Annotated in this window: 17 protein-coding genes, 4 tRNA genes and 1 other annotated feature; all 21 genes read right to left on the bottom strand. The window is 59.5% G+C overall.

Going from position 1 to position 20,900, the window contains the following annotated elements; all coding sequences use genetic code 11:
- Positions 1 to 14 precede the first annotated feature (14 nt).
- Entirely contained in the window at positions 15 to 311 is a 297-nt protein-coding gene (rplW, locus tag CCD76_RS12155; RefSeq protein ID WP_087719764.1) for a 50S ribosomal protein L23, read from the bottom strand.
- Positions 308 to 913, bottom strand: coding sequence for a 50S ribosomal protein L4 (gene rplD / locus CCD76_RS12150; protein WP_087719763.1), 606 nt, complete (start codon positions 911 to 913; stop codon positions 308 to 310). Before rplD ends, rplW begins: the two co-directional genes overlap by 4 nt.
- Before the next feature lie 14 nt (positions 914 to 927).
- Positions 928 to 1,566 carry a 50S ribosomal protein L3 gene (gene rplC / locus CCD76_RS12145; RefSeq protein WP_087719762.1) on the bottom strand — a complete coding sequence of 213 codons (639 nt, stop codon included), beginning with the start codon at positions 1,564 to 1,566 and terminating at the stop codon, positions 928 to 930.
- 138 nt (positions 1,567 to 1,704) lie between these two features.
- A complete protein-coding gene (gene rpsJ / locus CCD76_RS12140) occupies positions 1,705 to 2,016 on the bottom strand; it encodes a 30S ribosomal protein S10 (protein ID WP_035470365.1) in 312 nt (103 codons plus the stop codon).
- Between the two features lie 174 nt (positions 2,017 to 2,190).
- Positions 2,191 to 3,384 (bottom strand): elongation factor Tu, encoded by a 1,194-nt coding sequence (gene tuf / locus CCD76_RS12135; protein ID WP_087719761.1) that lies wholly within the window; start codon positions 3,382 to 3,384, stop codon positions 2,191 to 2,193.
- Positions 3,385 to 3,413: 29 nt separating this feature from the next.
- Positions 3,414 to 5,534 carry an elongation factor G gene (fusA, locus tag CCD76_RS12130; protein ID WP_087719760.1) on the bottom strand — a complete coding sequence of 707 codons (2,121 nt, stop codon included), beginning with the start codon at positions 5,532 to 5,534 and terminating at the stop codon, positions 3,414 to 3,416.
- Between the two features lie 18 nt (positions 5,535 to 5,552).
- Positions 5,553 to 6,023: a 30S ribosomal protein S7 gene (gene rpsG / locus CCD76_RS12125; RefSeq protein WP_071230703.1), complete on the bottom strand. Its 471-nt coding sequence runs from the start codon at positions 6,021 to 6,023 to the stop codon at positions 5,553 to 5,555.
- Between the two features lie 116 nt (positions 6,024 to 6,139).
- Positions 6,140 to 6,514, bottom strand: a complete 375-nt coding sequence (gene rpsL / locus CCD76_RS12120; RefSeq protein ID WP_071230702.1) for a 30S ribosomal protein S12 — start codon at positions 6,512 to 6,514, stop codon at positions 6,140 to 6,142.
- A 173-nt stretch (positions 6,515 to 6,687) separates the two neighbouring features.
- Positions 6,688 to 10,914: a DNA-directed RNA polymerase subunit beta' gene (gene rpoC / locus CCD76_RS12115; RefSeq protein ID WP_071230701.1), complete on the bottom strand. Its 4,227-nt coding sequence runs from the start codon at positions 10,912 to 10,914 to the stop codon at positions 6,688 to 6,690.
- Between the two features lie 90 nt (positions 10,915 to 11,004).
- A complete protein-coding gene (gene rpoB, locus CCD76_RS12110) occupies positions 11,005 to 15,081 on the bottom strand; it encodes a DNA-directed RNA polymerase subunit beta (RefSeq protein ID WP_087719759.1) in 4,077 nt (1,358 codons plus the stop codon).
- Positions 15,082 to 15,356: 275 nt separating this feature from the next.
- Positions 15,357 to 15,728 carry a 50S ribosomal protein L7/L12 gene (gene rplL / locus CCD76_RS12105; protein WP_087719758.1) on the bottom strand — a complete coding sequence of 124 codons (372 nt, stop codon included), beginning with the start codon at positions 15,726 to 15,728 and terminating at the stop codon, positions 15,357 to 15,359.
- Between the two features lie 93 nt (positions 15,729 to 15,821).
- The gene (rplJ, locus tag CCD76_RS12100) at positions 15,822 to 16,325 is read right to left on the bottom strand and encodes a 50S ribosomal protein L10 (RefSeq protein WP_087719757.1); all 504 of its coding nucleotides are present in this window, start codon (positions 16,323 to 16,325) and stop codon (positions 15,822 to 15,824) included.
- A gap of 271 nt (positions 16,326 to 16,596) precedes the next feature.
- Complete coding sequence (gene rplA / locus CCD76_RS12095) at positions 16,597 to 17,289, bottom strand: 50S ribosomal protein L1 (RefSeq protein WP_087719756.1); 693 nt, start codon at positions 17,287 to 17,289, stop codon at positions 16,597 to 16,599.
- 2 nt (positions 17,290 to 17,291) lie between these two features.
- Entirely contained in the window at positions 17,292 to 17,723 is a 432-nt protein-coding gene (gene rplK, locus CCD76_RS12090; RefSeq protein ID WP_071230696.1) for a 50S ribosomal protein L11, read from the bottom strand.
- Positions 17,724 to 17,838: 115 nt separating this feature from the next.
- Positions 17,839 to 18,372, bottom strand: a complete 534-nt coding sequence (nusG, locus tag CCD76_RS12085) for a transcription termination/antitermination protein NusG (protein WP_071230695.1) — start codon at positions 18,370 to 18,372, stop codon at positions 17,839 to 17,841.
- Positions 18,373 to 18,380: 8 nt separating this feature from the next.
- Positions 18,381 to 18,749 (bottom strand): preprotein translocase subunit SecE, encoded by a 369-nt coding sequence (secE, locus tag CCD76_RS12080; protein ID WP_071230694.1) that lies wholly within the window; start codon positions 18,747 to 18,749, stop codon positions 18,381 to 18,383.
- 71 nt (positions 18,750 to 18,820) lie between these two features.
- Positions 18,821 to 18,896, bottom strand: a tRNA-Trp gene (locus CCD76_RS12075).
- A gap of 150 nt (positions 18,897 to 19,046) precedes the next feature.
- Positions 19,047 to 19,121: transfer RNA gene (locus tag CCD76_RS12070), tRNA-Thr, on the bottom strand.
- A 20-nt stretch (positions 19,122 to 19,141) separates the two neighbouring features.
- Positions 19,142 to 19,215: transfer RNA gene (locus CCD76_RS12065), tRNA-Gly, on the bottom strand.
- Between the two features lie 57 nt (positions 19,216 to 19,272).
- Positions 19,273 to 19,356 (bottom strand) — tRNA-Tyr (locus tag CCD76_RS12060).
- Between the two features lie 173 nt (positions 19,357 to 19,529).
- A complete protein-coding gene (locus CCD76_RS12055) occupies positions 19,530 to 20,510 on the bottom strand; it encodes a biotin--[acetyl-CoA-carboxylase] ligase (RefSeq protein WP_087719755.1) in 981 nt (326 codons plus the stop codon).
- Positions 20,511 to 20,682: 172 nt separating this feature from the next.
- Positions 20,683 to 20,766 (bottom strand) — a sequence feature (5S ribosomal RNA rRNA prediction is too short).
- Between the last annotated feature and the right edge of the window lie 134 nt (positions 20,767 to 20,900).

Below are 20,900 nucleotides of genomic sequence, written 5' to 3'. Positions count from 1 at the left end.
TCCGTACTCCTGCCTTACTCGGCGCCAGAGAAGTCTTCGAGCGTTTCGCCCGCAGCCAGGGTCACGTACGCCTTGCGGTAACCCTTGCGCAGACCAATGCCGAAGCGAGTGCGTTTGGTCTTGCCCTTGACATTGAGCACCTGAACGCCGGCAACTTTCTTGCCGAAAAGCGCTTCAACTGCCTTCTTGATTTCGGGCTTGGTCGCGTCCTGGGCCACTTTGAACAGGTACTGATTGTTCTCGGCGGCGAGAGCGGCCTTCTCGGTCATGTGAGGTCCGAGCAGAACCTTGTATACGCGTTCCTGGTTCATCCCAGCTTCTCCTCGAATTTACGCAGAGCGGAGACGGTCATCAGCACCTTGTCGAAGGCGACCAGACTGACCGGATCAGCGGCCGCAGCGTCGACGACATCGACGTTGGGGATGTTGCGCGCTGCCAGATAGAGCTTCTCGTCGAGATCTTCGGTGACGATCAGCACTTTCTCGAGCTCCAGTTCCTTGAGCTTGCCGACCAGCTGCTTGGTCTTGGAGGTCTCGACGGCGAACTCCTCGACCAATACCAGACGCTCCTGACGAACCAGCTCGGACAGGATCGAACGCATGGCCGCACGATACATCTTGCGGTTGACCTTCTGCGTGTAGTCCTGCGGGCGAGCGGCAAACGTCACGCCACCGCTACGCCACAGCGGCGAGCGAATGGTGCCGGCGCGTGCGCGACCGGTGCCCTTCTGGCGCCACGGCTTTTTGCCGCCGCCACGGACGTCGGAGCGGTTCTTCTGAGCGCGGGTACCCTGACGGCCTGCCGCCAGATAGGCGGTGACGACCTGGTGGACCAGCGCTTCGTTGAAGTCTTTGCCAAAGGTCTCTTCGGACACTTCGACGGTGCCTGCAGCACCTACGAGATTCAGATTCATCGGTCTCAGTCCCCTCAGCGAGCTTTCACGGCACTGCGCACAACGACATCACTGCCGGGTGCACCGGGCACGGCGCCCTTGATCAACAGCAGATTGCGCTCGGCATCGACACGCACCACTTCCAGCGTCTGGACAGTGACACGCTCGTTACCCAGCTGACCGGCCATCTTCTTGCCTTTGAAAACGCGACCTGGAGTCTGGCACTGACCGATGGAACCCGGCGCACGGTGAGACAGCGAGTTACCGTGGGTATTATCCTGGGTACGGAAATTCCAGCGCTTAACGGCGCCTTGGAAGCCTTTACCCTTGGAGGTACCGGTCACATCGACTTTCTGACCAGCTTCAAAGAGGGATACGGTGAAGGAACCGCCCACTTCCGGAGTCTCATCGCCTTCTGTCAGACGGAACTCCATCAGGGAACGGCCTGCCTCGACACCCGCCTTGGCGTATTGACCAGCAATCGCCTTGGAGAGGTGCTTGGCTTTGCGGGAGCCAGTTGTGACCTGTACCGCGCGATAGCCGTCAGACTCAACGGTCTTGACGCCAGCGATACGGTTAGGCTCAACCTCGATAACGGTTACGGGCACGGATGCGCCATCTTCGGTGAAGACACGGGTCATGCCCGCCTTCTTACCGACCAAACCGATAGTCATGTTCAGTCTCCTTTAGTGTACGGGGCTATCACCCGCTATGGCTGCCCTTTCCAGAGCATTCCACTAGCACATTGTGTGGCGTCTCACGACGCGGCGGAAGCTGTTGAACTCAGCGCCCGCTAGTGTCTAGTGTTGGTTTCAGTCGAGTTTAATCTGCACGTCTACGCCAGCGGCAAGATCGAGCTTCATCAGCGCATCGACGGTCTTTTCCGTCGGCTCGACGATGTCGAGAACGCGCTTGTGCGTGCGAATCTCATACTGATCGCGCGCGTCCTTGTTGACGTGCGGTGAAATCAGGATGGTGTAACGCTCGCGATTGGTCGGCAGCGGGATCGGGCCACGCACCTGAGCGCCAGTGCGCTTGGCTGTATCCACGATCTCTTGAGCCGACTGATCGATCAGCCGATGGTCAAACGCTTTCAGCCGAATGCGAATCTTCTGGTTCTGCATTTACCTTATGCTCCACTGGATGCTGACGGCGCGAGCCGTCGACCCACGCGTTCAAAGGACGCGCATTATAGGAGAGCCCCGATTGAGTGTCAAACACACCATCAATCGGGACTATCAAACCCACACAGAAAAAGGGGCGCTAACGCGCCCCTTATTTGGCGATCATCGAAAAGCTTACTCGATGATCTTGGCAACCACGCCGGCGCCTACGGTACGACCACCTTCGCGGATGGCGAAGCGCAGGCCGTCTTCCATAGCGATCGGAGCGATCAGGGTCACGACCATCTGGACGTTGTCGCCCGGCATGACCATCTCGACGCCTTCCGGCAGTTCACAGGTACCGGTAACGTCGGTGGTACGGAAGTAGAACTGCGGACGATAGCCCTTGAAGAACGGCGTGTGACGACCACCTTCTTCCTTGGACAGCACGTAGACTTCGGCTTCGAACTTGGTGTGCGGCTTGATCGTACCCGGCTTGGCCAGAACCTGACCACGCTCGACGTCATCACGCTTGGTACCACGCAGCAGTGCACCAACGTTCTCGCCGGCACGACCTTCGTCGAGCAGCTTGCGGAACATTTCGACGCCGGTAACGGTCGTCTTGGTGGTGTCGTGGATACCGACGATTTCGACTTCGTCGCCAGTCTTGACGATGCCGCGCTCGACACGACCCGTCACGACGGTACCGCGACCGGAGATGGAGAACACGTCTTCGATCGGCATCAGGAACGGCTGATCGATGGCACGCTCCGGCTCCGGAATGTACTCGTCCAGAGACTTGATCAGGTTGGCAACGGCGGTAGTACCCATGCCGTTGTCATCCTTGCCTTCCAGCGCCATCAGTGCAGAACCGATGATGATCGGGGTGTCGTCACCCGGGAAGTCGTACTCGCTCAGCAGTTCGCGAACTTCCATCTCGACCAGCTCGAGCAGTTCTTCGTCGTCGACCATGTCGGCCTTGTTCAGGAACACGACGATGTACGGAACGCCAACCTGGCGAGACAGCAGGATGTGCTCGCGAGTCTGCGGCATCGGGCCGTCGGCAGCGGAACAGACCAGGATCGCGCCGTCCATCTGGGCAGCACCAGTGATCATGTTCTTGACGTAGTCAGCGTGCCCCGGGCAGTCGACGTGCGCGTAATGGCGAACTTCGGACTGGTACTCGACGTGAGCGGTCGCGATGGTGATACCGCGCTCACGCTCTTCCGGTGCGTTGTCGATAGAGTCGAACTGACGCCATTCGCCACCGAAGACTTCGGCGGAAACACGAGTCAGCGCTGCCGTCAGAGTCGTCTTACCGTGGTCGACGTGACCGATGGTGCCGACGTTGACGTGCGGTTTGGAGCGTTCAAATTTTTCCTTAGCCACTGCTATAACCTCTTTACGTTAGCTAACGGTTAACCGTTCTGATTGATGACGGCATCAACGACGCTGGATGGCGCCTCTTCGTAATTCGCAAACTCCATGGTGTAGCTTGCGCGTCCCTGGGTCTGAGAACGCAGATCGGTCGCGTAACCGAACATCTCAGCCAACGGAACCGTGGCGCGAATGACCTTGCCAGAAGAGGAGTCATCCATGCCCTGCACAAGGCCACGACGGCGGTTAAGGTCGCCCATGACATCACCCATGAAATCCTCGGGCGTCACGACTTCGACCTTCATCACCGGCTCGAGCAACACGGCCTTAGCCTTACGAGCACCTTCTTTGATCGCCATGGAAGAGGCAACCTTGAACGCAGTCTCGTTGGAGTCCACGTCGTGGTAGGAACCGTCGAACAGCGTGACCTTGACGTCGATCATCGGGTAACCCGCGATGACGCCGTTCTTGAGCTGTTCGTAAGCCCCTTTTTCGACGGCCGGCACGTACTCTTTCGGTACGACGCCACCGACGATCTCGGACGCGAACTTGAAGGTCATCTCCTCGTCCTCGCCCTTGTCTTCGGCCGTCAGCGGCTCGATGCGCAACCAGACGTGACCGTACTGGCCGCGACCACCAGACTGACGAACGAACTTGCCTTCCTGTTCCACCGACTGGCGGATGGTCTCGCGGTAGGCAACCTGCGGCTTGCCGATGTTAGCCTCGACCTTGAACTCGCGACGCATGCGATCGACGATGATGTCGAGGTGCAACTCGCCCATGCCCGAGATGATGGTCTGGCCAGTCTCTTCGTCGGTCTGCACGCGGAAAGACGGATCTTCCTGCGCCAGCTTGCCGAGGGCGACGCCCATCTTCTCCTGGTCGGGCTTGGACTTCGGTTCGACGGCGACGGAGATGACCGGCTCCGGAAACTCCATACGCTCCAGGATGATCTTGTCGTTCAGATCACACAGCGTGTCGCCTGTCGTGACGTCCTTGAGACCGATGCACGCTGCGATATCGCCAGCGTAGACTTCCTTGATCTCTTCGCGCGAGTTGGCGTGCATCTGAACGATACGACCGACGCGCTCTTTCTTCGACTTCACGGAGTTGAAGACGCTGTCGCCAGACTTCAGAACGCCCGAGTAGACGCGCATGAAGGTCAGCGTACCGACGAACGGGTCGGTCGCGATCTTGAACGCCAACGCCGCGAACGGTGCACTGTCGTCGGCTTCACGCGTCGCGATGGTGCCGTCCTTGTCGTCGAGCTCACCCTCGATCGCCTTGACTTCGGTCGGCGACGGCAGGTACTCGATGACGCCATCCAGAACGGCCTGGACGCCCTTGTTCTTGAACGCGGAGCCACAGGTGACGAGAACGATCTCGTTGGCCAGAGTACGTGCACGCAGGCCAGCCTTGATCTCTTCGATGGACAGGTCACCTTCTTCGAGGTACTTGTCCATGAGTTCTTCGTTGGCTTCGGCGGCAGCCTCGACCATCTGCTCACGATACTTTTCGGCGGTTTCCTGCAGATCGGCCGGAATATCGACCAGATCGTAATTCATGCCGAAGTTGTCTTCGTCCCACAGAATGGCCTTCATCTGAATGAGATCGACCACGCCCTTGAACTCGTCTTCCGCACCCCAGTTGATCTGGATCGGAACGACGTTGGCGCCCAGGCGATTCTTCAGCTGGTCCAGCACCATGTAGTAATCAGCGCCGGCACGGTCCATCTTGTTGACGAACACCATGCGCGGAACTTCGTACTTGTTGGCCTGACGCCAGACGGTTTCGGTCTGCGGCTGAACGCCGGAAGAACCGCACAGTACGACGACAGCGCCATCCAGAACGCGCAAGGAACGCTCGACTTCGATGGTGAAGTCGACGTGTCCCGGCGTATCGATGATGTTGATACGGTGTTCGTCGAACTGCTTGTTCATGCCCTGCCAGAAGCAGGTAGTCGCAGCAGAGGTGATCGTGATGCCACGCTCCTGCTCCTGCTCCATCCAGTCCATGGTGGCAGCGCCCTCATGAACCTCGCCTACCTTGTGGGAAAGGCCGGTGTAGAACAGGACACGCTCGGTAGTGGTCGTCTTACCAGCGTCGACGTGGGCAACGATACCGATATTGCGATAACGCTTGAGTGGTGTCTTTCGTGCCACGATGGAAGTCCCCGTTGTTTAGAAGCGGTAGTGAGAGAAGGCCTTGTTGGCATCTGCCATGCGGTGCACGTCTTCACGCTTCTTCACAGCAGCGCCCTTGCCTTCGGCGGCATCCAGCATTTCGCCGGCGAGACGTTGCACCATGGTCTTTTCCCCGCGACCGCGCGCAGCGTCGACCAGCCAGCGCATGGCAAGCGCCTGGCGACGCGACGGGCGAACTTCGACCGGGACCTGATAAGTCGCGCCACCAACACGGCGGGACTTGACCTCGACCATCGGCTGGATGGCTTCCAGCGCTTTATCAAAGACGTCCAGCGGCGCCTCGTTGTTACGCTCGGCAACCCTGTCCAACGCACCGTAGACGATGCGCTCAGCTATGGACTTCTTGCCGCTGACCATCAGATGGTTCATGAACTTGGCCAGGCGCTCACTTCCGAACTTGGGATCGGGAAGGATCTCGCGCTTAGCGGCGACTCTTCTTCTTGGCATGATAAGCCCTCTAGTTAAGGGTCGTTCAGGTAAACCCGGCACCGCTTGTCGCTAGTGAGCGAAAAGGGCCGACCTTACTCTTATCGGACCGATAATGAATTTGAAAAGCGCCCGAATCAGGACTTGGGACGCTTGGTGCCGTATTTGGAACGGCCTTGCTTACGATTCTGGACACCGGAGGTATCAAGGGCGCCACGGACGGTGTGATAACGCACACCCGGCAAATCCTTGACGCGGCCGCCACGAATCAGGACCACGGAGTGCTCCTGCAGGTTGTGGCCTTCACCGCCGATGTAAGAACTGACTTCATAGCCGTTGGTCAGGCGCACGCGGCACACTTTACGCAGTGCCGAGTTCGGCTTCTTGGGCGTAGTCGTGTAGACGCGGGTGCAGACCCCACGGCGTTGCGGGCAAGCCTGCAGCGCCGGCACGTCGCTGGTAGCGACAGGGCGCTTGCGCGGCTTGCGCACGAGCTGGTTAATCGTTGCCATAGTGTTTAGCTGACTCCAATGGGTTGCCTTGCCTTATGCCGGGGTCGTTGTGCTTGGGCCTGTGCGTCGACCGGTTGCACCTCCCCTGCATAAAGGCTGCGCATTCTAATCAGTTGTCGTGAGACCCGTCAAGACCACCCGCCCCGAGAGGCAGGTGGTCAGGGAATCGCGACTTAGAGATCGTCGTCATCGGCATCGAGCGCGGTGAGCTGGGCACCCAGCTCCTGCTCGACATCGAACGCCGACGGCTGCAGCGTGCGCTCGGATTCCTCGCGCTTGCGACGCCGCTCGTCATGGTGGGCAAGACCAGTACCGGCCGGGATCAGACGACCCACCACCACGTTTTCTTTCAGACCGCGCAGATAGTCGCGCTTGCCGGTCACAGCGGCTTCGGTCAGCACGCGAGTCGTCTCCTGGAACGAAGCCGCGGAGATGAACGACTCGGTCGCCAACGATGCCTTGGTGATACCCAGCAGCAGACGCTCGTACTTGGCCGGGAACTTCTCTTCCTGCTCAAGACGGGCATTTTCTTCGAGCACGCGGACCAGTTCGACCTGGTCGCCCGGGATGAAGGTCGAATCGCCGGCATCGGTGATCTCGACCTTGCGCAGCATCTGACGCACGATGACCTCGATGTGCTTGTCGTTGATGCTGACGCCCTGCAGACGATAGACGTCCTGGATCTCGACGGTGATGTACTTGGCCAGCTCCGCCACGCCCAGCAGCCGCAGGATATCGTGCGGGTTGCTCGGGCCGTCGGAGATGACCTCGCCCTTCTCGACCGTTTCGCCCTCGAATACGCCGATCTGACGCCACTTCGGGATCAGCATCTCCAACGGATCGCCCTCTTCCGGCGTGATCGTCAGACGACGCTTGCCCTTGGTCTCCTTGCCGAAACTGATCGTACCGCTGATCTCGGCCAGGATGGACGGCTCCTTCGGCTTGCGCGCCTCGAACAGGTCGGCGACGCGCGGCAGACCCCCGGTGATGTCCTTGTTGCCGGACGCCTCCAGCGGGATACGGGCAATGACCTCACCGACGCCGATCTCGGCACCATTCTCGACAGAGACGATGGCGCGGCCCGGCAGCAGATACTGTACCGGCGTGTTGGAGCCCGGCAGCGTCACGTGCTGACCGTCTTCGCCGACCAGCATGATCATCGGGCGCTTGTCGCGACCAGACGCCGGACGAGCGGCCGATTCGATCACCTCGATGTTCGACAGACCCGTCATCTCATCGACGGTGCGCGTCATGGTCAGACCTTCGGTCATGTCCGTGAACTGCGCCTTGCCCTGAACTTCGGCAACGACCGGATGCGTGTGCGGATCCCACTTCGCCACGATCTGACCACCCTCGACGTGATCGCCATCCTTGACGGAGAGCTCGGCACCGTAGGGCAGCTTGTAGTATTCGCGCTCACGGCCATGATCGTCGGCAACGGCCAGGGCACTGGAGCGAGAAACCACGATCAGCTTGCCGTCGGCACGCTCGACCGACTTGATGTTATGCAGGCGCACGCTGCCGCCGTGCTTGACCTGCACGCTATCCACTGCCGAGGCACGGGATGCCGCACCACCGATGTGGAACGTACGCATGGTCAGCTGCGTGCCGGGCTCGCCGATGGACTGTGCCGCGATGACGCCGACCGCTTCGCCGATGTTGGCCTGGTGGCCACGCGCCAGGTCGCGACCATAACAGGCCGAACAGACACCATGTGCGGTTTCACAGCTGATCGGGCTGCGCACGATGATCTCGTCGACACCCATGGTATCGAGCTCTTCGCACCAGGCTTCGTCCAGCAGGGTGCCGCGGGCGATCAGCACGTCTTCGGTCTGGGGATCGATGACGTCCTGCGCCACGACGCGGCCCAGTACGCGCTGCGCCAGAGAGACGATGACGTCACCGCCCTCGATCACCGGGTGCAGCGTCAGCCCTTCCTGGGTACCGCAGTCCTCTTCGGTGATGACCAGATCCTGGGCAACATCGACGAGACGGCGCGTCAGGTAACCGGAGTTGGCCGTCTTGAGTGCCGTATCCGCCAGACCTTTACGGGCACCGTGGGTCGAGATGAAGTACTGAAGTACGTTCAGACCTTCACGGAAGTTGGCGGTGATCGGCGTTTCGATGATCGAGCCGTCCGGCTTGGCCATCAGGCCGCGCATACCAGCCAGCTGACGAATCTGGGCCGCACTACCACGAGCACCGGAGTCCGCCATGATGAAGACGCTATTGAACGAGTCCTGCTCGACTTCGTTGCCGTCACGATCGGTCACGGTCTCTTTCGAGATACCCGCCATCATCGCCTTGGCCACCTTGTCGTTGGCCTTGGACCAGATATCGATGACCTTGTTGTACTTCTCGCCCGCGGTCACCAGACCGGAGGAGAACTGGTCCTCGATTTCCTTGACCTCTTCCTCGGCCGCATCGACGATCTCCGCCTTCGCATCCGGAATGACGAAGTCGTTGACACCGATGGAAGCACCGGACCATGTCGCCAGACGGAAGCCGGTGTACATCAGCTGGTCGGCGAAGATGACCGCATCCTTCAGGCCGGTACGACGGTAGACCTCGTTGATCAGGCCGGAGATCGCCTTCTTTTTCATCGGACGATCGACGAGCTCGAACGGCATACCCTTCGGCAGAATGCGGAACAGCAACGCACGGCCGACCGTGGTGTCCTTGATCGAGGTCGTCTCGGTCAGTTCGGTAACTTCACCATCCTTCTCGTCGGACAGCCACTCGGTCAGACGAACCTTGACCCGGGCGTGCAGCGACACGTTCTGGGTCGCAAAAGCGCGATCCAGCTCGTTGAGGTTGGCAAAGGCCTTGCCTTCGCCCTTGGCGTTGATGCGCTCACGGGTCATGTAATAAAGACCCAGCACGACGTCCTGCGACGGCACAATGATCGGCTCGCCGTTGGCCGGCGACAGCACGTTGTTGGTCGACATCATCAGCGCACGCGCTTCGAGCTGGGATTCCAGCGTCAGCGGTACGTGAACGGCCATCTGGTCACCGTCGAAGTCGGCGTTGTAAGCCGCACACACCAGCGGGTGCAACTGAATCGCCTTGCCTTCGATCAGCAGCGGCTCGAATGCCTGGATACCGAGACGGTGCAGCGTCGGCGCGCGGTTGAGCAGTACCGGATGCTCGCGGATGACATCGGCGAGAATGTCCCAGACTTCCGGCAGTTCACGTTCGACCATCTTCTTGGCGGCCTTAATCGTGGACGCCTGACCGCTGCCCTGCAGCTTGGAATAGATGAACGGCTTGAACAGCTCGAGCGCCATCTTCTTCGGCAGACCGCACTGGTGCAGACGCAGCGTCGGGCCGACGGTGATGACCGAACGACCGGAGTAGTCGACACGCTTGCCCAGCAGGTTCTGACGGAAACGTCCCTGCTTGCCCTTGATCATGTCGGCCAGCGACTTCAACGGACGCTTGTTGGAACCGGTGATGGCGCGACCACGACGACCGTTGTCGAGCAGTGCATCGACCGATTCCTGCAGCATGCGCTTCTCGTTGCGCACGATGATGTCCGGCGCATTGAGGTCGAGCAGACGCTTGAGACGGTTGTTGCGGTTGATGACGCGGCGGTACAGATCGTTGAGATCCGAGGTCGCGAAGCGGCCACCGTCCAGCGGCACCAGCGGACGCAGGTCCGGCGGCAGTACCGGCAGCACTTCCATGACCATCCAGGCCGGCGCGTTGCCGGACTTGTAGAAGGCTTCCAGCAGCTTGAGGCGCTTGGAAAGCTTCTTGATCTTGGTCTCGGAGTTAGTCTGCGGAATCTCTTCGCGCAGGCGATCGATCTCTTCTTCCAGATCGATATCCTTCAGCAGCGCCTGGATCGCCTCGGCACCCATGCGCGCATCGAAATCGTCGCCGAACTCTTCGAGCGCTTCGAAATACTGCTCGTCGTTGAGCAATTGGCCACGCTCGAGCGTGGTCATGCCCGGGTCGATCACGACGAACGATTCGAAATAGAGCACGCGCTCGATGTCGCGCAGCGTCATGTCGAGGAACATGCCGATGCGTGACGGCAGCGACTTCAGAAACCAGATGTGCGCGACCGGCGAGGCCAGTTCGATATGGCCCATGCGCTCGCGGCGAACCGCCGCCTTGGTCACTTCGACGCCGCACTTCTCGCAGATGATGCCGCGATGCTTCATGCGCTTGTACTTGCCGCACAAGCACTCGTAATCCTTGACCGGCCCGAAGATCTTGGCGCAGAACAGCCCGTCACGTTCCGGTTTGAACGTACGGTAGTTGATGGTCTCCGGCTTCTTGACTTCGCCGTATGACCAGGAGCGAATCATTTCCGGCGACGCGAGCGTGATCTTGATCGCGTCGAACTCGTCAGATTGCGCCTGTGACTTGAGGACTTTCACCAAATCTTTCATGGGATCGCTCCGTTGCGGAGTTGTCATGAGCGGGGCCGCGAATCACTCGCTCGCCCCGCAAACCGTCGCTATCGATCGACTGTGCCGGTCTTAGCTTTCCAATTCGATGTCGATACCCAGCGAGCGGATTTCCTTCACCAGCACATTGAAGGATTCCGGCATACCGGCCTGCATGGTGTGGTCGCCATCCACGATGCTCTTGTACATCTTGGTACGACCTTCGACGTCATCCGACTTGACGGTGAGCATCTCCTGCAGGGTATAGGCGGCGCCGTACGCCTCGAGTGCCCACACTTCCATCTCACCGAAGCGCTGTCCGCCGAACTGCGCCTTACCGCCCAGCGGCTGCTGCGTGACCAGCGAGTAGGAGCCGGTGGAACGCGCGTGCATCTTGTCGTCGACCAGGTGGTTGAGCTTCAGCATGTACATGTAGCCCACGGTCACCGGACGATCGAAGGCTTCGCCGGTACGCCCGTCATAGAGCGTCATCTGGCCGGAGTCCGGCAGATCGGCAAGCCTCAACAGATGCTTGATCTCGTGCTCCTTCGCACCGTCGAAGACCGGTGTGGCGATCGGCACGCCGCCGCGCAGGTTCTTGGCCAGGGTGATGATCTCGTCATCGGTCAGGGAGTCGATGTCTTCCTGACGGGTTTCCTGGGTGTTGTAGACCTGCTTGAGGAAGCCGCGAATCTCGCTGACCTGCTGCTCGCGTGCATCACGCAACATCCGGTCGATCTTGACGCCGAGACCGTGGGCCGCCATGCCCAGGTGCGTCTCGAGGATCTGACCGACGTTCATGCGCGAAGGTACGCCCAACGGGTTGAGCACGACGTCGACCGGCTGACCGTTGTCGTCGAACGGCATGTCCTCGATCGGCATGATCGCGGAGATGACACCCTTGTTACCGTGACGGCCGGCCATCTTGTCACCCGGCTGGATGCGACGCTTGACCGCCAGATAGACCTTGACGATCTTGAGCACGCCCGGTGCCAGGTCGTCGCCCTGAGTGAGCTTGCGCTTCTTGTCTTCGAAACGCTCGTCCATCTCCTTGCGACGATTCTCGAGCTGTTCGTCGGCCTGGGCCAGCAGCTCGTTGAGCGCCTCGTCCTGCATGCGCAGCTTGAACCACTGCTGGCGCGGCAGCTCGTCAAGGTAATCTTCGCTCAGCACGTCGCCCTTCTTCAGCTTCGGGCCGCCGTTGACCGCCTGACCTTCCAGGGTGCGCTTGAGACGCTCGAAGGTTGCCTCCTCGGCAATCCGGTAGGTCTCCTGCAGGTCACGGCGCACTTCGTCGAGCTGCTGCTGCTCGATGGAGAGTGCACGCGAGTCCTTCTCGACGCCGTCGCGGGTGAAAACCTGGACGTCGATGACGGTACCGCGCATGCCGGTCGGCGCGCGCAGCGAGGTGTCCTTAACGTCGGACGCCTTCTCGCCGAAGATCGCGCGTAGCAGTTTCTCTTCCGGTGTCAGCTGGGTTTCGCCCTTCGGCGTGACCTTGCCCACCAGAATGTCGCCAGCGCCGACTTCGGCGCCGATGTAGACGACACCCGCTTCATCCAGCTTGCCCAGTGCCGACTCGCCCACGTTGGGAATGTCGGAAGTGATCTCTTCCGCGCCCAGCTTGGTATCGCGAGAGACACAGGTCAGTTCCTGGATATGGATGGTGGTGAAGCGGTCATCCTCGACCACGCGCTCGGAGACGAGGATGGAATCCTCGAAGTTGTAGCCGTTCCACGGCATGAACGCGAGACGCATGTTCTGGCCCAGCGCCAGGTCGCCCATGTCGACGGACGGGCCGTCGGCCAGGATGTCGCCCCGCGCCACCTTGTCACCCGGGCGCACGATCGGGCGCTGGTTCTGACAGGTGTTCTGGTTCGAACGCACGTACTTGGTCAGGTTGTAGATATCGACGCCGGCTTCACCGCCGATGATCTCGTCTTCGTCGATACGCACGACGATGCGCTTGGCGTCGACGGAATCGATCACGCCACCACGACGCGCCACGGCGCAGACGCCGGAATCGCGGGCGACGAATCGCTCCATGCCGGTACCTACGAGCGGCTTGTCGGCACGCAAGGTCGGTACCGCCTGACGCTGCATGTTCGAGCCCATCAGGGCGCGGTTGGCGTCATCGTGCTCGAGGAACGGAATCAGCGCAGCGGCGACCGATACGACCTGACGCGGCGACACGTCCATCAACGTGACCTTGTCCGGTGCCATGAAGGTGGTTTCACCCTTGTGGCGAACCTGGACCAGGTCATCAATCAGCTTGTTGCTTTCGTCGACCGTTGCCGAAGCCTGGGCGATGATGTAGTCGCCTTCTTCGATTGCCGACAGATGCACGATCTCGTCGGTCAACTGACGATCCACGACCTTGCGGTACGGCGTCTCGAGGAAACCGTAGCTGTTGGTCTTGGAGTAGGTCGCCAACGAGTTGATCAGGCCGATGTTCGGACCTTCCGGCGTCTCGATCGGGCAAAGACGACCGTAGTGCGTGGCATGAACGTCGCGCACCTCGAAGCCGGCGCGCTCACGGGTCAGGCCACCCGGCCCGAGCGCGGATACACGACGCTTGTGCGTGACCTCGGACAGCGGGTTGTTCTGGTCCATGAACTGGGACAGCTGCGAGGAGCCGAAGAACTCCTTGACCGCCGCTGCCACCGGCTTGGCATTGATCAGATCCTGCGGCATCAGACCTTCGCTCTCCGCCATGGAGAGACGCTCCTTGACCGCACGCTCGACGCGCACCAGGCCGACACGGAACTGGTTTTCCGCCATCTCGCCGACACAACGGATGCGGCGGTTGCCAAGGTGGTCGATATCGTCGACTTCACCGAAGCCGTTACGAATATTGATCAGTTCCTTCAGGACATCGAGGATATCCTGATTGTCGAGCACGCCGGAACCGGTGTCGGTATCACGACGCAGACGACGGTTGAACTTCATCCGACCGACACCAGACAGGTCATAGCGGTCTTCGGAGAAGAACAGGTTGTGGAACAGCGTCTCGGCCGCTTCCTTGGTAGGCGGCTCGCCGGGACGCATCATGCGGTAGATTTCGACCAGCGCTTCCAGACCGGAACGCGTGGAATCCACCTTCAGCGTATCGGAGATGAACGAGCCGGCATCGAGATCATTGGTGTAAAGCGTTTCCAGCTTGGTGACACCGCCCTGGCCCAGCTTCTCGATCAGCTCCGGTGTCAGTTCGGAGTTGCACTCGCAGATCAGCTCACCGGTATTGGCATCGATCTGATCCTTGGCCAGCGTCTTGCCGAACAGATAATCCAGCGGCACCTGAAGGCGGTCGAGCCCAGCGTTTTCCAGCTGACGGATGTGCTTCTGGGTGATCCGGCGGCCTTCCTCGACGACGACATTGCCATCGTTGTCCTTGATGTCGAAGGTTGCGGTTTCACCACGCAGCCGCGACGGTACCAGCTCGACGTAGATACCGTCGCTCTCGATATGGAAAGTGCTGGTATCGAAGAACGTCTCGAGAATTTCCTCGGCGTTCATGCCGAGTGCGCGCAGCAGGACGGTGGCCGGCAGCTTGCGGCGACGGTCGATACGCACGAAGACGTTGTCTTTCGGATCGAACTCGAAGTCCAGCCAGGAGCCGCGGTAAGGAATGATACGCGCGGAATAGAGCAGCTTCCCGGAGGAGTGACTCTTGCCCTTGTCGTGGTCGAAGAACACGCCTGGCGAGCGGTGGAGCTGGGAAACGATGACGCGCTCGGTACCATTGACGACGAAGGTACCGTTCTCGGTCATCAGGGGAATCTCCCCCATGTAGACTTCCTGCTCCTTGATGTCCTTGATGGCCTTGTTCGACGACTCTTTGTCGTAGATGATCAGGCGTACCTTGACGCGCAGCGGTGCAGAATAGGTCACGCCGCGGAGCTGACACTCCTTGACGTCGAAGGCCGGCGTGCCAAAGCGGTAACTGACATACTCGAGCGCCGCATTACCTGAGAAGCTCTCGATCGGAAATACGGACTTGAAAGCCGCATGGAGACCGGTCTCGAGACGCTCTTCCGGCGCCCGGTCCTGCTGGAGGAAGTCGTAATAGGAATCAAGCTGGATGGCCAGCAGGTAGGGCACATCCATTACTTGAGGCAGTTTGCCGAAATCCTTGCGGATGCGTTTTTTCTCAGTGTATGAGTAAGCCATCTGTATTCCCCAGCTTGTTCACCATGGGTGACCGGTGCGTGGTCGGCGCTCTCCTAACGCGGGCTACCCCCGTTAGGCGCTGACGGCAAGCCTCCCGAAAAAGGGAGCTCGCCGTCGGAATTCGTCTAGTGGCTACAATCCTGAATCGGAAGATCGACCGATCTCCGGATCAGGCGTACTAACGCCAGGCTAGCAAAAACAGAAAAAGGCCGGCAGCGGGTAGGCCCGCCACCAGCCGTGGCGCTTACACAGCGCGTGAAGCCGTGAGCACAGAGTTACTTGAGCTCCACAGAAGCGCCAGCTTCTTCCAGCTTCTTCTTGGCTTCTTCAGCGTCTTCCTTGGACAGGCCTTCTTTCAGCGTGGCAGGCGCGCCGTCGACGGCACCCTTGGCTTCTTTCAGACCCAGGCCGGTGATTTCACGGACGACCTTGATGACGTTGACCTTCTTGTCGCCAGCAGCCGTCAGGACCAGAGCGAACTCGGTCTGCTCTTCGGCAGCAGCAGCTTCACCTCCACCAGGACCAGCGACGACAGCAGCCGCAGCAGAAACGCCGAACTTCTCTTCCATTGCAGAAACCAGTTCCGCAACTTCCATTACGGACATTTCGGCAACGGCGTTGATGATGTCTTCTTGAGAAAGTGCCATTTTCAGATTCCTAAGCTTTGCGGAGCCCCAGCCGGCATCGGCCAAGTGCTCGTTGATTCAATAGTCGACTCAGTCTACGCGAACAGCCACCTGTCAGGCGGCTTCTTCCTGCTTTTGGTCGCGCAGTGCTGCAAGAGTACGAACCAGCTTGCCGGCAGAAGCTTCCTTCATGACGGACATCAGCTTGGCGATCGCTTCATCGTAAGTCGGCAGCGTTGCCAGACGGTCGATATCAGCGGCCGGGATCATCTCCCCTTCGTAAGCCAGCGCCTTGACTTCAAACTCCTTCTGCGACTTGCCGAACTCCTTGAACAGCCGCGCGGCAGCGCCGGGGTGCTCATAAGAGAAGGCCAGCAGCGTAGGGCCTGTGAAAGTCTCGTTCAGGCACTCCCATGAAGTTCCTGACAGCGCACGACGTGCCAGCGTGTTGCGGACAACACGAATCTGGACGCTATTCTCGCGAGCCTGTTTGCGCAGATCAGTCATTGCGCCAACGGGCACACCACGAGAATCGGCAACTACGACGGAAAGAGCGTCCTTAGCGGCTTCACTGACCTCGGCAACAATTGCTTTTTTGCCTTCGAGTGCTAGTGGCACAGTGGTTACTCCTTCGTGCCGGGGCGACGACGTCGCGACCCGGTGGTTACCATCTCTTCCATCTGAACATCGATGGAAGTCTTGGATGATGGCTGCACACCTGAATCGGCGAGCAACACCATCTGCGCAGGCCCCCTCCAGAGGGCATTAAGTCGGCGGCTAGCACCGACACCTGCGGTCTTTGACGGTGCCCCGCCCCACTCTGCCAGGACGACCCGAGTCGTCGAGACAGCGCACGGGGACCGCAAAGTTACTGCCTAGTTGCCGGCAATCAAGCAAAAGTGCTGTGATCGACGGTCAGACCCGGGCCCATGGTGCTGGACAGGGTCAATTTCTTGAGATAGATACCCTTGGACGTGCTCGGCTTGAGACGCTTGAGGTCGTTGACCAGCGCCTCGAGATTGCCCTTGAGCGCATCGGCGGGGAAATCCACCTTGCCGATAGAGGCGTGGATGATGCCGTTCTTGTCGGTACGGAAGCGGACCTGACCCGCCTTGGCGTTCTTGACCGCTGTCGCGACGTCAGGGGTCACGGTGCCGACCTTGGGGTTCGGCATCAGGCCACGCGGCCCCAGGATTTGACCTAGCTGACCAACCACACGCATGGCGTCCGGAGCAGCAACGACGACGTCGAAGTTCATGTTGCCTTTCTTGACGTCTTCAGCCAGATCTTCCATGCCGACGATATCGGCACCGGCTTCCCTGGCGGCGTCTGCAGCAGCGCCTTGAGCGAAGACGGCAACGCGGACGTCACGACCCGTACCGTTCGGCAGCACGGTAGCACCACGCACGACCTGGTCGGATTTACGCGGATCGACACCCAGGTTGATGGAGACCTCGACAGCCTCCTTGAACTTGACCGTGGACACCTCGGAAAGCAGAGCGACGGCTTCTTCGAGGGTGTAGACCTTGCCCGGCTCGACCTTCTCGCGAATCATCTGAGCACGTTTTGAAAGCTTTGCCATGATCAGAGGCCCTCCACATTGAGGCCCATGCTGCGGGCACTACCAGCAATGGTACGAACAGCGGCTTCAAGATTGGCAGCCGTCAGATCCGGCTCCTTCGTCTTGGCGATCTCTTCGAGCTGCTCACGCGTCACGGTGCCGACCTTGGTCTTGTTCGGCACACCAGAACCGGATTTGATACCGGCGGCCTTCTTCAGCAGCACAGCTGCCGGGGGCGTCTTGGTGACGAAAGTGAAGCTGCGATCGCTGTAAACCGTGATCACGACCGGCGTCGGCAAGCCCGGCTCAATTTCTTGAGTCGCGGCGTTGAACGCCTTACAAAATTCCATGATATTGACGCCGTGCTGACCCAGCGCGGGGCCTACGGGCGGACTCGGATTGGCCTTGCCGGCTGCGACTTGCAGCTTGATATAGGCCTGAACTTTCTTAGCCATTTTTAACTCCAGTCGGGTACGGACGCCTTGCGGCTCCCCTGCTCAGCCGGCACATTGACCGGCAACGATAACGCAGCACCAGAAGGCGCTGCGGTGAATGCTGCTTCGGCGCCGGTCAGTCCTTGACTACCTGGACGAACTCCAGTTCGACCGGCGTCGAGCGCCCGAAGATCAGCACGCTGACCTGCAAGCGGCTCTTTTCATAGTTGACCTCTTCCACGACGCCGTTGAAGTCGGCGAAGGGGCCATCGACGACACGCACGGTCTCGCCTGGCTCGAAGAGTGTCTTGGGACGTGGCTTGTCGGTGCCATCCTGAACCCGACGCAAGATCGCGTCCGCTTCTTTCTGAGTGATCGCAGCGGGCTTTTCCGGCGTACCTCCGATGAATCCCATGACACGCGGTGTTTCGTTGACCAGATGCCAAGTCTGTTCGTTCATCTCCATCTCGACCAGCACGTAGCCGGGATAGAACTTGCGCTCGCTCTTGCGGCGCTTGCCGTCACGCATTTCGACGACTTCCTCGGTGGGCACCAGGATGTCACCGAACTGGTCCTCGACACCGTAAAGCTTGACGCGCTCGATCAGCGAACGCATGACCTGCTTTTCAAAACCGGAATAAGCGTGAACGACGTACCAACGCTTGGACATGAAGACTCCTAGCCAATGATTCCGGACATCGCCCAACCGAGGACGGTATCGATAAGCCACAGCAACAGACCCACGACCAGGACGGCCGCCAATACGATCAATGTCGTTTGGATAGTCTCTTGTCGAGTCGGCCAGACAACGCGCTGGATCTCGCGCTTGGAGCCACGCGCCAGCTCCATCAGCGCCCGCCCCTTGGTCGTGGTCAATGCAATCGCTGCGGCAATGCCACAAACGACGACGACACCCAGCACACGATATAGCAGGGCCTGCTCCGCGAACCAGGCATTACCGCCAACCGCGACCGCGAGCAGCAACACCACGACGATCCATTTTGGAGTGTCGTAGCGTGACTCCTGCACCTCGGCGTTGTGCTTCATGAAAACTCCTCAACTCAAGGCGCGATAACCGAACAAGACAAGGTATCAATATGAGCCAGCCTGGGGAAGACTGGCAGGCCAGGAGGGAATCGAACCCCCAACCTGCGGTTTTGGAGACCGCTGCTCTGCCAATTGAGCTACTGGCCTGCAACTACACATCCGAGAATCACCCGGAAATTAGGAGGGCGCTATGATAGCGGAGAAACGCCTGGGAAAGCAATCCCATTACCACATTTTCTTTCGCCATCAAAAAAGCGAGCCAATGCTTGCCTTCACGCATCTTTCGACAACAAAAAATGGAGCTCATGGACGGAATTGAACCGTCGACCTCACCCTTACCAAGGGTGTGCTCTACCCCTGAGCTACATGAGCTTAAATCACCATCAACAGTATGGAGCGGGTAGTGGGAATCGAACCCACACCATCAGCTTGGAAGGCTGAGGTTCTACCATTGAACTATACCCGCCTATCCGCTCTGACTCTGGTTTAGCGAGACAGACCGGTAAAACTCCGTCATAAAATCTGGTGGAGAGGGAAGGATTCGAACCTTCGAAGCTTTCGCGGCAGATTTACAGTCTGCTCCCTTTGGCCACTCGGGAACCTCTCCATACCGGCGGCAGATTTTACCCCACCACTCATCAATGTCAAGCATCTGTTTTTATTACAATAACAGAGCCACACACCGATGGCCTTGCGTTCAAAGCGGGGCGCATTGTGTCAAAGGAAGGCATCGAATGCAAGGGTGAATATGCTTTTTCGACAATGGCTTTCCGTCGCGGACTACTCCTCCAGACGAATGCTGATCTCGCCTCCAGTCAGCGCCCGTTCACCGGTGTCCGTCATCACCATCAGGTTGCCCTGCCGGTCGACTTCGATCGCCGTGGCGGTATAGGACGTACTCCCCTGGTGAATACGAATGGCATGACCAGCATAAGCATGCCTACGGTTCCACTCCGCTCGCCAGGCGCTGAAGCCTTGCCGTTCGAACTCGGGCAGCATCGTCAACAAGGATTCGATTAGAGCCGCAGCGACATGATTGCGAGAGGGAAAATCGATCACGTCTGCAAGCGCACCTATAGGTTGTCCAGCGGCTTTCCGAACGGCATCATTCAGCGAGACGTTTACTCCGATACCGATGACTACCTCACAAGGCCCTTCGACGTCGCCGGTCACCTCGAGCAGGATGCCTGCGAGCTTACGCCACTCGTCGCCGATGGCGATTAGAACATCGTTGGGCCACTTCAATGCGACATTGACACCAAGTGTCTCGATAACCTCAGCCAGCACCACGCCAACGGCTAGACTCAGCCCCTCGAGCGCTGCCACGCCAGACTCGAATCGCCAACCCAGGGAGAGAATGAGGCTACCGCCCCAACTGGTACTCCAGGCCTTGCCTCGACGACCTCGACCCGCTGTCTGACTTTCGGCCAGGCAGACTTCCCCATGGCCCGCGCCATGCCGGAAGCGATCTCGCAGGAAGGTATTGGTGGAATCGAGCACATCCTCGACGAACAGCCGCTTGAGGTGGCGCCGAGGCCCGGCAGGAAGCTGCGCAACGATACTGGCCCCATCAAGAGACTCCAGCGAGTTGACCAGGCGGTATCCGCGCCCCTTGACTGCCTCCAGTGGCAGATCCATTGCTTCCAGCTTCTTGAGCTGCTTCCAGACAGCCGTGCGCGAGACACCTAGATGTTCGCCTAGCTGCTGACCAGAGTGATAATTGCCATCGCCCAGCAGGCGTATCAGATCACCGATGCTCATGAAGGATTATTGCCCAGCGAGAAAAGCGCCATTCTAGCGAAATTCCAGCGCCACCGATAACGAGGCGGAGCCGCTCCCCTCGACTGGGTAGCGACAGACCACCCCTAGGCCGATTTTGCATTGACCAATAAAGAAAAAACCCCAGCCTTTTGGGCTGGGGTTTCGGNGGGAGACCCCACACTACCATCGGCGCTGAGCGGTTTCACTACTGAGTTCGGCATGGATCAGGTGGTTCCCACTCGCTATGGTCGTCAGGCAAAACTGACGTCGGGATGCGTGGCGTGACTGCAGTTCGCCCTCATCCCAACCGATTCGGATCATGCTGACCAAGACACGTCTCACCTGCCTGCTCTTGAAGACAGGGCGTATCCAGTCTGTCGGTGATCATCA

Source organism: Salinicola salarius (genome assembly GCF_002179555.1).
Taxonomy (GTDB): domain Bacteria; phylum Pseudomonadota; class Gammaproteobacteria; order Pseudomonadales; family Halomonadaceae; genus Salinicola; species Salinicola salarius_A.
This window is presented reverse-complemented; position numbering and strand designations above follow the sequence as displayed.